Raw genomic sequence first — 12,959 nt, 5'->3', positions numbered from 1 at the left:
CCCGTCCGCCGACGGGTACCCGCGCCGTCAGCCGGTGCGGGCCCGCAATCGCTCCCGCTGCGGTACGACCGTGTACCGGGGATCCTCGGCCGAGGCCACCCCGGCGTGGAACACCCCGAACCGCAGCGCGGCCGAACCGGTCAGCAGCGCCACCCCGGCCGCCACCGCGCACGCCCGGCCCCGCCGCCGCCCCGTGCCCGGGTAGGCCGCCAGTGCGGCGCCGCCCGCCGTCAGCAACTCGGCGGCCCGCAGCAGCCGGTGCGGTCCGCCCTGTTCGAACGGCTCCGCGACCAGACCCATCCGACGCTTCATCAGTTGGAAGGCGCCCAGTTCCAGCCCGGCACCGAGCACCGCCATGCGGCGCGCCGGAGCCGTCTGCCCGGCCGGCGCGCAGGCCAGCGCCAGCCCGGCCGCCGCACTCGACGCAGACCCCGCGAAGACGAACGGCAGCTCGCGGTAGCCCTCGTGCCAGGACGGCACGGCGGTGTCGGAGAGCAGCACGGCGGTGTAGGTGGCGACCGCCGGGCCCAGGCAGGCCGCGGCCGCCGTGGCGCCCGCGCCGGCGACGCGCGCACGGCCCGTGACGTCGGCGGCAGCGGCGGCCATCGTCAGGGGCGCGTACCCGGCCAGCAGCCACGAGCCCATGCTCATCGGCGACGTGGGCTTGAACACGCGGAGCATGTTGAGGAACCGGGCGGGCCGGCCCAGATCGTGCACGAGCGCGCCCAGCGACCCGCTGATGGCGCCCGCCGCCCCCAGCTTCGCCACCCGCGCCAGGCCCGGCCGCCCGCTGGCCTGCCCGCCGGCCGCCAGCAGCGACGACGCGCCCGCCAGACCCCCGAGGAAGAGATAGCCGGCGATGTCGAGGGCCTGCCACGTCGGCTTGTTGAGGATCGGCCTGCCGTAGTACGACGAGAACCGCGCCTCGGGGACCATCGGCTGCTCGCCGCGGCCCCTGCCCCGGCGACGGCGACCCCGCCGCGAGCGCCCCGCGTCCTGAGCGCCCGTCACGGCGTCCCGGCCGGGCCGCGCCCCTCGCAGGCCCCCGCGGGTCACGTCCGACTCGCTCATCGCCGCCTCCCGGCGAAGCTCGCGACACCCAGCGCGGCGAGCGAGACGGCTGCCACCGCCGCGTGCCGCCACATGGCGGGCAGATCCCGGGTGGTCACCACCGGATCCGGTGGCAGGCCGTACACCTCGGGTTCGTCGAGCAGCAGGAAGAACGCGCCGTCGCCGCCGACCCCGTCCTGCGGGCTCTCGCCGTACAGCCGGGCCTCGGTGACACCGGCCGCGTGCAACTGCGCCACCCGGGCCGCCGCCCGTGCGCGCAACTCCTCCAGCGGGCCGAACTGGATGGAGTCGGTCGGGCACGACTTGGCGCAGGCCGGCTCCATGCCGACACCGAGCCGGTCGTAGCACAGCGTGCACTTCCAGACCCGGCCGTCCTCCTTGCGCTGGTCGATGACCCCGTACGGGCAGGCGGGCACGCAGTACCCGCAGCCGTTGCACACATCCGCCTGGACCACCACCGTGCCGAACTCGGTGCGGAACAGTGCCCCTGTGGGACACACGTCAAGGCAGCCCGCGTGCGTGCAGTGCTTGCACACGTCGGAGGACATCAGCCAGCGCAACTCGGTCCGGCCGTCGGGCGACACCGGCGAGATCGCCCCGTCGGGGGAGGGGGAGGGAGAGGGAGAGGGAGAGGTGCCGAGGTTCCGGGCGGCCTCGAACGCGTCGAAGCCCTCGTGGCCGCCGCCCGGTTCGCGGCCGGTCTCGGGCAGGCGCTGTTCGATGAACGCCACGTGCCGCCAGGTGTCCGCGCCCAGGCCCTGCGTGTTGTCGTAGGACATGCCCGTCAGTTCCAGGCCGTCCTCCGGCACGGCGTTCCACTCCTTGCACGCCACCTCGCACGCCTTGCAGCCGATGCACACGGACGTGTCGGTGAAGAAGCCCACGCGCGGCGGGGCGTCGGGGTATCCGGCGGCCCCCGCCACGTTGGGCTGCGGCCCGGACAGCAGGTTTCCGGACGGCGGCGGTTCGCCGCCTGTCGCGCTCACCGCCGTCGTGTCGCCCTCGGACATGCTCCGACCTCCTCGGCTTCCGTGCGCGGCGCTCACCCTGTCCTGCTCACGAGCCTGGCACGGGTGCCCGGCCGGCGCGCGTCCGAAACCGCGCCGGAGGCGGCCCGCCGTCCGCGCCGGAGCACCCCACGGCGCCGGTGTCGCCGCGGGTCTCGGCGATCAGCAGACGGACCGCGGCGGGCAGGCCACCGCTCTCGGCGGCCCGCCGCAGCCGGCGTGCGGCGCTGCCGTCGGCCAGCGCCCGGCCCAGCAGTTCGCGCACGCTCTCCCAGTCGCCGGACGCCTCCAGCGCCGGGCGCAGCCGGTCCGGCAGGCCGTGCAGCACTTGGCGGGCGGGGACCGCACGCCGGGTGACCGGGTCGACCAGGGGGCCCTCGAGGCCGGAGCGGGCGGCTCGCCAGGCGGCGGCGCGCAGCCATTCGTGGTGCCCGGCGCAGGCGGGGCCGGCCCGTCGGGCCAGCCGCGCGCACGCGTCGTGGACGAGGGCCCGGAAGAGCCCGGCGACCAGGACGACCGTCTCCACCCGAGGGCAGGCGTCGCAGATCCGCAGCTCCAGCGTGCGCTGGTGCGCGGAGGGCCGTACGTCGTAGTAGACCATTCCGGGGTCGGTGATGACGCCCGAGCCGATCAGCTCCTCCAGGGCCGCGTCGTATTCGGCGGCGCCGGAGTAGCACCCGGCCGGCCCGGCGGTGGGCCAGCGCTGCCACAGCATCGTCCGCCAGCTCGCGTAGCCGGTGTCACCGCCGAGCCAGAACGGCGAACTCGCCGACAGCGCGAGCAGCGGCGGCAGCCACGGCGACACCAGGCACATGGCGCGCACCGCCGTGTCCCGGTCCGGGACGTCGACGTGCACCTGAGCGCTGCAGATCAGCTGTTCCTCGGCGACCCTGCGGTACTCGTCGGCCATGTGCCGGTAGCGGGGATGGTCGGTGACGCCCTCGTGCGAGCCGAGCCGGGCCAGCGGCGCGGTGCCGGCGGCCACCGCCGCGAGACCCAGCGGGGCGGCCGCCGCGTCCAGGCTGCGCCGCGACGCGGCCAGATCGGCGCGGAGGCCGTCGAGGGACTCGTGCACCCCGCTGTTGCTCTCCACGACGCAGCTCTGGAACTCGGGCGCGAACCCGGGTCCGGTCAGCCGGTCGAGCACGGCGCGCGCGCCCGGCACCGGCAGGCCGCTGTGAACGTCCAGCAGGTGGAACTCCTCCTCGACCCCGATGCGCAGCGTCACGGTTCGTTCCCGCCCTCGTCGTGGTTTACCGCCTGTGATGTGACCGGCCGGTGGCTCCCGCGTCGCCGGCCCTGTCCGGTCAGCCCATGGCCCGGTACGCCGCGGCGGTCGTCAGGCCGTACGCCAGGTGCGGTACGACGTCGGACGCCCATGACGTCGGGCTCCACGAGGTGGGATCGGTCAGGCGCAGCGCGGTGGCGGGGGCGTCGGCGCCCGCCATGGCGGCGGCGCCGAGCAGCGGTCCGGCCAGCCAGATCGGCAGGGCCGGACGGCGGTACCGCAGCAGCCCGTACGCCGCTCCGGCCCCGAGACCGATGGCGTACCCCAGCAGCGCGCCGGCCGCCTGGGCGCGGTTGTCCTTATCCTCGCCGTCCCCGAGCGGCACCTGGGCGCGGTCGGCCAGACGGTCCGCTATCTGGGCCGGGATGCCGCTGGCGGACCGCCCGCGCAGCAGCATGTCGCCGTAGGACACCAGATCCAGTGCGAGGGTGCCCGCGGCGCCTGCCAGCAGGCCTTTGGTGATCGAGTGCATGACCGGGCGCTCCCTCGGTGGCGGGTGGCTGGGGTGCTCACGGGTCCTCCGGGTTCCATCCGTGGGAGCGGCGAAACAGCGGGAGAAAATCGTTGGCAGCCCGGTGTGCGGGGTGCTGGGATGACGCGGTGAGCAGCGACACCGGCCAGGATGGAGCACCCGCATGACCGACACCCCGCCCGCGACCGCGTCCGTCACCCTGGACGACGTCCGCGACGCCGCCGAGCGGATCAAGGGCGTGGCGCACCGCACCCCCGTCCTGCGTTCGCGCACCCTGGACGCCCTGGTCGGCGCCGAGGTGCACGTCAAGTGCGAGAACTTCCAGCGGGTCGGCGCCTTCAAGTTCCGCGGGGCCTACAACGCCGCGTCCCGACTGTCCGCCGGGCAGCTGGCCCGGGGGATCGCCGCGTACTCCTCCGGCAACCACGCCCAGGCCGTGGCCCTGGCCGCACGGGAGCTGGGCACCAGCGCGGTGATCGTCATGCCGGAGGACACACCGCGCTCCAAGCGGGAGGCGACGGCGGGGTACGGAGCGGAGATCGTCACCTACGACCGCTACACCGGCGACCGCGTCGCCATCGGGGAGGCACTCGCCGCCGACCGAGGGCTCGCGCTCATACCGCCGTACGAGCATCCGCACGTCATCGCGGGCCAGGGCACCGCGGCCCTGGAACTGATCGAGGAGGCCGGTGAGCTGGACGCCCTGGTCGTCCCGGTCGGCGGCGGCGGGCTGATCGCCGGCAGCGCCACGGCGGGCAAGGGACTGCTGCCGAACCTTCGGGTCGTCGGCGTCGAGCCGGAGGCCGGCGACGACACCAAGCGGTCCCTCGGGGCCGGCCGGCGCGTCGGCGTGCCGGTGCCCCGGACCATCGCCGACGGCCAGGCCGCCGACATCCCCGGGGAACTCACCTTCTCGCTCAACCGGCGTCTGGTGGACGCGATCAGCCTGGTGAGCGACGACGAGATCCGCGAGGCCATGCGGTTCGCCTTCGAACGCCTGAAGATCGTCGTCGAGCCCAGCGGAGCGAGCGCCCTGGCCGCGCTGCTGGCCCGCCGGGTCGAGGCGCTGCCCCGCCGGGTCGGCGTCATCGTCTCCGGCGGCAACATCGACTCCCGGCGCTTCACCGAGATCATCGGCGGCTGATGCCACCGGGTGCCCGCTCTCGCGGGCACCCGCCCCACATCAGCTCAGTCCCACCGAGGGGAGAGGCCGCGCCGATCTCAGTCCCACAGCGGGGTGGTCATCACCCGGTCGTACCCCTCCGGCCGCGCGCCCGTGAAGACCAGGCTGATCCGGGTGAAGTGGTCCACCTTCGGGTCCTTCTTCCAGGGCTCCGGGCGGTCCAGCCGCACGATGACCGGATACGAGCGGAAGGTGCCCTTCGCGCAGTACGGCTTGCAGTCGTTGACGAAGTTGACACCCTTCGCCACCGCGCTCCTGCCGTTCCACGTCGACCAGTGCAACGAGGAGAGGCGGCTGTTGGCGTCGCCGCAGGCGAGGATGAACGCGTCGGGGCGCGCCTGCGGCTTCCAGAAACAGTCGACGAGCACGGGCTTGTGCGACGCCCCGTGCCCCGCCGACGGCGACGGCTGCCCCGCGGGTGCGGCGGAGGCCGTTGCCAGACCCGCGCTGAGCACTGCGGCAGCAGCGAGCGTGACCACTGTCCTCACCGTGTGTGTGCGCATGTTCGCTCCCGGCCGACGACGTCCGATTGCTGTAACGACGCTACGACCGTGCTGGATGCGGCACCACTCGGACGGACCGGTGCCGGGCGGCCTCATCCGGGGAACGGCCGGTGCGCGGGCACGCCGAACGGCGGGTCGCCGCCGCCGGGATCCGGCTGGCAGGTGTCGCAGAGTTCATGCTGACCGTCGCGGGTGATGACGGTTCCCCAGCCCAGGCAGTGGTCGCAGTCACGAGCCAGGCTCAGGTCGGGGTGAGGCGGGATGGGGCTGTGGTGGGCTCCGTACGCCATGTGGGGGCGGCTCCTCGAAGTCGCGTGGTGGACGTCACACCATTTTGTCGGATTTTTCTGAGTTGTCCAGAAAATTCTTCGGTGTAATCGGCCCCGCACAGTGTGCGACCGACGGCAGGCGGAGGCCTGATGCCCCCGTCGCGAGCTCAGGGGCGTACGCCGTCGATGTCGAGGTGGAGATGGCGCGGGCCGCGCAGCACCGCGTTCTCCCGGTACGGCGGCGGGTCCTCGACCAGGCGTGGGCCGTCGAGGCGACGGGCCAGCTCGGCCAGCGCGATCTGGGTCTCCAACCGGGCCAGCGGCGCCCCGAAGCAGCTGTGGATGCCGCTGCCGAACCCGAGGTGCTCGAGGTCCGCGCGGTCCGGGTCGAACCGGTCCGGGTCCTTGAACCGCTCCGGGTCGCGGTTGCCCGCCGCCAGGACGAGCCAGATCCGCGCGCCCTTGGGGATCGTCACCCCGCGCAGCTCGATGTCCGTGATGCAGGTGCGCTGCGGCAGCAGCTGCACCGGCGGCTCGTAGCGCAGCAGCTCCTCGACGATCTTGACGGACAGCCCGGGGTCCTCCCGCAGCCGCTCCAGGTACTCGGGATGGCGCAGCAGGGTGAGCATGCCGTTGGTGATGAGGTTGACCGTCGTCTCGTGCCCGGCGATCAGCAGCAGGACCGCCGTGCTGAGCACCTCCATCATCGACATCGAGCCGTCGGGGCCATCGCCGCCGACCAGGTCGGACAGCATGTCGTCGCGCGGCTCCCGAGCGCGCTGCTCGACCAGGCCGGCCAGGTACATGCCCAGCTGGACCCGTGCCTCCCGCGCGGCCCGCTGGACCGGCGCCTCGGGATCGTTCCGGCTCTCCGGGTCCAGTGCGGCGACGATCGGGTCGACCCAGGCGCGAAAACGTGGCTCGTCCTCGCGCGGCACCCCGAGCAGCCGGCAGATCACGGTCACCGGGAAGGGATAGGCGACCTGGTCGACGAGGTCGATCCGCCGGGCGTCCCCGAGGCCGTCGACGAGCTCGGTGACGATCCGGACCAGCTCGCCGCGCAGCGAGTCGATCCGGTGCGGCCGGTGCGGCGGGCCGAAGGAGCTGTTGGCGATCCGCCGCAGCCGGTCGTGCTCGGGCGGATCGAGCCGGATGAAGCTCGGCGGCAGCCCCGTGGTCTCCGGATCCGACAGTTCGTCGACGCCCGGCGCGGTCAGATGGGCGGCGTCGGAGCTGATCCGCGGGTCGTGGAGCAGGCTCTGGATGTCGTAGTACGAGCTGACGGCGTACGGGCCGTCCTCCTCCTCGTGCAGCACGGGCGTCCGGCGGAGCTCCTCGTACAGCGGATACGGGTCGGCGCGGCTGGAGAAGTCGGTGATCCGGCGCAGGAGCGAGGCGTGCGTCATGGGGGGTCCTCGGGTCGCTTCGGTCAGTGGCGGGCCGGGGTGAAGACCAGGCGCCGGTCGGCGGGGGAGTAGCCGCTGAGGGTCACCGTCGGGCCGTGGGTCGGCAGGGACGGGTCGGGGAAGTCGGCCGGCACCGGCTTGCGGCCCTCGGGCCGGCGGTCCACCGTCGGGTACTCCACCGGGAACGGAGCGCCACGCTCGATCTGCCGCTCGTAGAACTCCAGCCACCGCGTGTTGTCGAAGCTCACGGCGGCGATGACCCGCCCCTGGTAGCCGTAGACCCCGACGAACCGGCGCTCGGCGAGCGAGCCCTGCGTGATCATGATCTCGGTGCCCATGGACGGCACCCCGACCGACTTGATGTTCACCCCGAACTGCGACGACCAGAAGGCGGGCACCCACAGATGCGGGATCCGGTCGGAACTGGCGCTGATCATGTTGTGCGCGGCCACCTCGGCCTGCGCCACGGCGTTGCCCCAGTGCTCCAGGGACAGGAACTGGTAGCCGAACAGCGGATGCGGGGAGCGGGCCACGTCGCCCGCCACGAAGACGTCGTCGGTGACGATGCCCCGGAAGTCGAAGGCCCGGCAGCCCGCGTCGCAGGCGACGCCGCGCGGCCCGGCGCCCAGCCCGGAGCCGGCCAGCCAGTCGGTGTTGCGGGTCGCGCCCAGCGCGACGACCACGACGTCCGTCTCCACGACGCTGCCGTCGGACAGGTGAGCGGCCCGCACCCGGCCCACCGAGTCGCCCTCCAGACCGGTCACCATGACACCGGTGCGCAGGTCCACCCCGTTGTCGCGGTGGAGCTCCGCGGCCACCGCGCCGATCACCCCGCCGAGGGCGCCCACCAGCGGAGCGTCGGCACGCTCCGCCACGGTGACCGGGATCCCCTGGTCCCGGCAGGCCGAGGCGATCTCCGAACCGGTGAACCCCGCGCCGATGACGAACACCCGGCGCGGCGCGGCCTTCAGCCGGCGGTGCAGCCGGACGGCGTCGTCCCGGGTGCGCAGCACACAGACCCCGTCGAGCTGGGCCTCCTCCTCCTTCGGCCACGGCCGGGCGCGCACCCCGGTCGCGATCAGCAGCCGGTCGTAGGGCACCTCGTCGCCGTCGGCGAGCCGCACCCGCTTGCCCGCCATGTCCAGTCCCGTGGCGGCCACGCCGAGGCGCCAGGTGGCGTCGATCCCGCGGCGCCGGGGCAGTTCCGTGCGGTCCGGCGACGCCTTGCCGAGCAGCACCGCCTTGGACAGCGGCGGACGGTCGTACGGCTGGTACGGCTCGTCGCCGATCATGGTCAGCGAGCCGGCGAAGCCCTCGGCGCGCAGCGTCTCGGCGGCGCGCAGACCGGCCAGCGAGGCTCCGACGACGACGATGCGCCCCTCGCGCCTGAGCCACTCGTGGAACTGCTCAGCGGGCATCGGAGGCCCCCTGCCCGGCCCCGGCGGACCTCTCGGCCGCCTCGTCGAGGCCGTCCGCCGTGATCGCCTGCACCGGGCAGGCCGCGACCGCTCGCGCCACCTTCTCCCGGTGCTCGTCGCCGGCCCAGGGGCTGTAGACGAGCGACTCCTCGCCGTGCATGGTGAACACGTCCGGCGCGAGGAACGCGCACTGGGCGTACCCCTGGCACTTGTTGAGATCGACGACAAGCCTCATCGGCGTCCCCGCCCTTCCGGCGGCCAGGTCCTCGGCGACCACCCGGCCGGCGGGCATCCTCGGACGACGGTCATCTTCCCCGTGCCAGGATCGAAGGAGCGGCGGGCCGGGTGCCCGCCGGGGCGGGCCGAAGGGGTGACGGACCGCGCGGCCCGGCCGGCCGGGCGGTTCCGAGCGGCGCCGGCCGTACGGCCCATGGCCCCGCGCCGGTCATCTGTGGTAGCCGAGGGTGGTCATCATGCCGGACTCGGAGTGGTACTGGTTGTGGCAGTGCAGCATCCACAGACCGGGGTTGTCGGCGTAGAAGTCGAACACCAGCTTGCGGTGCGGCAGCACGATCGCCGTGTCCTTGCGCGCGCCGGCGGCGTCCAGGCCGGTCATGGCGAACGTGTGGCCGTGCAGGTGGATCGGGTGCCACATGTTGGTGGCGTTGATGATGGTGAGTCTGACCCGCTCGTCCTGGCGGATGGGATGGCGCTGCTCGACCGAGTAGGGCCTGTGGTCGAAGCTCCAGTTGAAGTCCTTCATGTTGCCGGTCAGCCTCAGCCGGATCTGCCGGTCCGGCTTGCGGTCGGAGTACGCCACCGCGTCGCCCGGCACCAGGCGCCGGGCCGGCACGAGGCGGCCCTGGAGTTCGTCCGGCTGCACCGAGGGCTCGGGCAGCGCCCCGGACTTGGCCGTGCGCAGCACCGCCAGCGCCCTGGCCTTCTTGCCCTCGGCCAGCGCCACCAGGGGGAACACTCCGTCCTGGGCGGTGACCAGGACGTCGTAGCGCTCGGCCATGCCCAGCAGCAGGGCGTCGGTGGTCGTGGGCTGGACCGGGTAGCCGTCGGTGTGCGTGATCGTCATCTCGTGGCCGCCCAGGGCCACCCGGAACGCGGTGTCGGCGCCGGCGTTGATGATGCGCAGCCGGATGCGGTCCCCGGGCTTGGCCCGGAACACCGTGGGGGCCTGCGGGAGGCGGCCGTTGACCAGGTAATAGGGAAAGTCGACATTGCCGCCCATGCTGCTCAGAAGGTCGCTGTGGGAGCCCCGCAGCACCCGGGAGGGACCGGACGAGCCGGCCCGCGCGGGCCCGCGGGCCATGGCATGGTGACCGGCGGAGCCGCCGTGCCCGGACATGCCGCCCGTGCCCATGTCCATCGGCGGGCGCTTTCCGTGGTGCAGCTGGGTCAGCACGGAGTCGGGGGTGGAGCCGTCCACGCCGTCCACCCAGTCGTCCAGGACGACGACCCACTCCTTGTCGTACGTCAGCGGCTCCTTGGGATCCTCCACGATCAGCGGCGCGTACAGGCCGCGGTCGAGCTGCATGCCCGAGTGCGAGTGCAGCCAGTAGGTGCCCGGATGCTGCACGGCGAAGCGGTAGGCGAACTCCGCGCCCGGCTTGATGCCCGCCTGGGTCAGGTCCGGCACACCGTCCATGTCGCAGCGCAGGCGAATGCCGTGCGAGTGCAGTGTGGTGTCCACGGGCAGGTGATTGGCCAGCGTGAGGTCCAGAATGTCCCCCGCGGTGACCCTGACCTCCTTGCCGGGCAGGTCGTCCCCGTAGGCCCAGGTCCTGAGGGTGCGTCCGCCGAGGTCCACCCGTGCCTCGGCGGCGGTGAGCCTGAACCTGCGCACCGGCCCGCCACCGCGCTTCTTCTCGGCGGCGAGGACCTCGGGGTCGGACGGGTTCACATACCCCTTGGGCCCCTTGGGAGCGAAGCGCCGGGTGCCGCCGGAGTCCGACTCCGCACCCTGCGTGGTCCCCGGGTGCGGGTCCGACCCCGAGGAGGAGTCGGCCCCGGAACAGGCGCCCAGGAGTCCCGAGCCGGCAGCCAAGATCGAGGCACTGAGCAAGGTGCGCCGCGTAGGTGAGTGCATGAATGAATAACACACGTTTTGTGCCGGTATGTGGGAGAACCGAAGCGGCGCGTCCGGGGATCTCGGCCACCAATTCCGCCGCGCCGACGCTCTCCTGCCGAGGCGTCATCACCCGTTCGGCGGCCCACCGGACCGCCCATGAGGTTGCTGTGAATCGCGTGGACGTTTGAACACCCGGCGGCTCACGTCCGTATGGGACCGGGGGATCCACATGCCCGGCCCGGTCACGACGACGTCCAGGAGCACTTTCGTGAGACGCACCTCGCGCAGACGACCCACTGCCCCGCGACGCGCCACGTTCGCCGCGGCCGCGCTCATCCTGGGCGGCGGTGGCCTGATGGTGGGCAACGTCTACGCCTCGGCCACCGAACCGGACCGGAATCAGGACGTGGGTCAGAACCAGGGCGTGGGGCGGAGCGAGGGCCAGAATCAGGGCGGGGGGCAGAACGGGGAACAGAACGGTCCCGTGGCCGCGGACTACGTCGACATCACCGGCGTGCGGCCCGAGGGAGACAGGCCCCGGGAGGAGGCGGACGCCTCGCGCGGCAGCTTCACCTCCAGCTGCGGGGTGAACGCGAACGGCCTGTTCAACTCGGACAACGTGATCGTCGCCCCCGGCGTCGGCAACGGCGCCCACCACTTCCACGACTACGTCGGCAACCAGGCCAACAACGCCTTCGCGAGCAACGCGACCCTGGCGAACGGCGACACCAGCTGCGCCGACAAGGGCGACAGGTCGACGTACTACTGGCCCGTGCTGCGGCTGCGCGACGGCACCCGGGAACGGGACGCCGACGCGCCCGGCGGCGGCACCGAGGGCAACACGGGACGGATCGTCACGCCCGCGCAGGTGACGCTGACCTTCGAGGGGAACCCGCGCGGCAAGGTCACCGCCATGCCGCGCTTCCTGCGCATCATCACCGGCGACGCCAAGGCGTTCGTCAACGGCCCCGCCAACGCCAACGCCTCCTGGTCCTGCACCGGCTTCGAGGACCGCCGGCTGAAGGACAAGTACCCGCTGTGTCCCGCCGGCAGCAAGGTGGTGCGCACCTTCAGGTTCCAGAGCTGCTGGGACGGCCGGAACATCGACAGCGCCAACCACCGCACCCACGTGGCCTTCGCCGGCGCCGACGGCAGCTGCCCGGACGGCTTCCGCGCCATCCCGCGACTGGTCCAGCGCATCGTCTACGACGTCGCCGCCCCGAGCCTGGCGGACGGCGGCCGCACGAGTCCGCTGTTCGCCGTGGACTCCTTCCCCGACCAGCTGCACAAGCCGGTCACGGACCACGGCGACTTCATCAACGTCTTCGACGACCGTCTCATGCGGGAGATGGTCGACTGCATCAACAGCGGGCGACAGTGCGGCTCCGGAAGGGGTCAGGAGCCGTCGCACGCCCCCGCGCCGCCGCAGGAGACCCGGCCCCCGGCGGAACCGGACCCCTCCACCTCGCCCATGGCCACGAAGAGCCCGGCCGAACCCGTGCCCGCGACAAGCACTCCCGTGACGGCCGCGCCTTCGCGCACCGCCATGCCCTCGCGCACCGCCATGGCTTCGCGCGCCGCCTCGGCGAGTCCTTCACCGGCACGCACGGCGCCCGCGCGCACCCCTTCCGCCAGCTCTGCGCCCGCGCGCACCACCCCAGCGCCCTCTGCGCCCGCGCGCACCGCATCCGCCCGTGCCTCGCAGGACGGCGGCGGCAGCCGAGGCGGCGGCAGTGGCGGCGACGTCGGCACCCCCACACAGGCACCGCCCCCCTCCGGGAACGGTGCGCCCGGCGAGCCGGGCGCGTCCGGTTCCACCGGCGGTGCGCAGACCGAACCCCAGGCGGTCCAGGGCAACTTGGCCGAGACCGGTACGCGGCTGTGGCCCGCGGCCGCGGGCGGGGTGCTGGTGATCGCCGGCTTCCTGCTGCTCCACCGCATCCGGCGCGCCGCCAGGTGAGACCGCCGTGGGCGCCCCCGCCCGGTCAGTCGGTGCGGGGGGCGCTCCGTCTGGCGTTGTTGTACAGGCGCAGCAGGTGCTTGGCCACCGCGCACGGCACGGTGTCGGCGTGGCACTGGCGACAGGTGCGCATGTGCTGCTGGTAGTCAGTATGCGCTTGCTGCAGAGCATCGTCCTGGGACGGCATGGGGTTTCCTCGCACGGGGGTGTCGGACGGCACGGGGAGCCCTCAACTCGGTTGTGGAGAGCGCCCGGTGCCAAAGTTGATCACGTTACTCCCGGTAGTGGAAAGCGCGTCCGTC

Annotated in this window: 12 protein-coding genes; 2 read left to right on the top strand and 10 right to left on the bottom strand. The window is 73.2% G+C overall.

From position 1 onward, the window contains the following. Positions 1-27 precede the first annotated feature (27 nt). The 4 genes from nrfD to IE318_RS19130 form a co-directional block, all read right to left on the bottom strand. Positions 28-1,071: an NrfD/PsrC family molybdoenzyme membrane anchor subunit gene (gene nrfD / locus IE318_RS19145; protein WP_189901933.1), complete on the bottom strand. Its 1,044-nt coding sequence runs from the start codon at positions 1,069-1,071 to the stop codon at positions 28-30. Beyond that, positions 1,068-2,081, bottom strand: coding sequence for a 4Fe-4S dicluster domain-containing protein (locus tag IE318_RS19140; protein WP_189901931.1), 1,014 nt, complete (start codon positions 2,079-2,081; stop codon positions 1,068-1,070). Before IE318_RS19140 ends, nrfD begins: the two co-directional genes overlap by 4 nt. A gap of 46 nt (positions 2,082-2,127) precedes the next feature. Next, a complete protein-coding gene (locus IE318_RS19135; RefSeq protein ID WP_189901929.1) occupies positions 2,128-3,306 on the bottom strand; it encodes a carboxylate-amine ligase in 1,179 nt (392 codons plus the stop codon). A 79-nt stretch (positions 3,307-3,385) separates the two neighbouring features. Continuing rightward, positions 3,386-3,838, bottom strand: coding sequence for a hypothetical protein (locus IE318_RS19130; RefSeq protein WP_189901927.1), 453 nt, complete (start codon positions 3,836-3,838; stop codon positions 3,386-3,388). Between the two features lie 163 nt (positions 3,839-4,001). On the opposite strand from IE318_RS19130, the gene IE318_RS19125 reads away from it, so the two are divergent. After that, positions 4,002-4,982, top strand: coding sequence for a pyridoxal-phosphate dependent enzyme (locus IE318_RS19125; protein ID WP_189901925.1), 981 nt, complete (start codon positions 4,002-4,004; stop codon positions 4,980-4,982). A 77-nt stretch (positions 4,983-5,059) separates the two neighbouring features. Here IE318_RS19125 and IE318_RS19120 read toward each other — a convergent pair whose 3' ends face one another. The 6 genes from IE318_RS19120 to IE318_RS19095 form a co-directional block, all read right to left on the bottom strand. Further along, a complete protein-coding gene (locus IE318_RS19120) occupies positions 5,060-5,524 on the bottom strand; it encodes a hypothetical protein (protein WP_189901923.1) in 465 nt (154 codons plus the stop codon). 92 nt (positions 5,525-5,616) lie between these two features. Beyond that, positions 5,617-5,814, bottom strand: a complete 198-nt coding sequence (locus tag IE318_RS19115) for a hypothetical protein (RefSeq protein WP_189901922.1) — start codon at positions 5,812-5,814, stop codon at positions 5,617-5,619. A gap of 146 nt (positions 5,815-5,960) precedes the next feature. Beyond that, positions 5,961-7,199, bottom strand: a complete 1,239-nt coding sequence (locus tag IE318_RS19110) for a cytochrome P450 (protein WP_189901920.1) — start codon at positions 7,197-7,199, stop codon at positions 5,961-5,963. Between the two features lie 23 nt (positions 7,200-7,222). Beyond that, positions 7,223-8,617 (bottom strand): NAD(P)/FAD-dependent oxidoreductase, encoded by a 1,395-nt coding sequence (locus IE318_RS19105; protein ID WP_189901918.1) that lies wholly within the window; start codon positions 8,615-8,617, stop codon positions 7,223-7,225. Beyond that, the gene (locus tag IE318_RS19100) at positions 8,607-8,852 is read right to left on the bottom strand and encodes a ferredoxin (RefSeq protein ID WP_030173506.1); all 246 of its coding nucleotides are present in this window, start codon (positions 8,850-8,852) and stop codon (positions 8,607-8,609) included. The genes IE318_RS19105 and IE318_RS19100 overlap by 11 nt, the downstream gene beginning before the upstream one ends. Positions 8,853-9,062: 210 nt before the next feature. Beyond that, on the bottom strand, positions 9,063-10,715 hold the full coding sequence (locus IE318_RS19095) for a multicopper oxidase family protein (protein ID WP_189901916.1): 1,653 nt from the start codon (positions 10,713-10,715) through the stop codon (positions 9,063-9,065). Positions 10,716-10,926: 211 nt separating this feature from the next. On the opposite strand from IE318_RS19095, the gene IE318_RS19090 reads away from it, so the two are divergent. After that, on the top strand, positions 10,927-12,657 hold the full coding sequence (locus tag IE318_RS19090) for a DUF1996 domain-containing protein (RefSeq protein WP_189901914.1): 1,731 nt from the start codon (positions 10,927-10,929) through the stop codon (positions 12,655-12,657). Positions 12,658-12,959: the final 302 nt, after the last annotated feature.

Source organism: Streptomyces spiralis (assembly GCF_014654675.1).
Classification (GTDB): Bacteria; Actinomycetota; Actinomycetes; order Streptomycetales; family Streptomycetaceae; genus Streptomyces; species Streptomyces spiralis.
The sequence above is the reverse complement of the archived record's forward strand: the minus strand, read 5'-3'. Positions and strand labels throughout refer to the sequence as shown.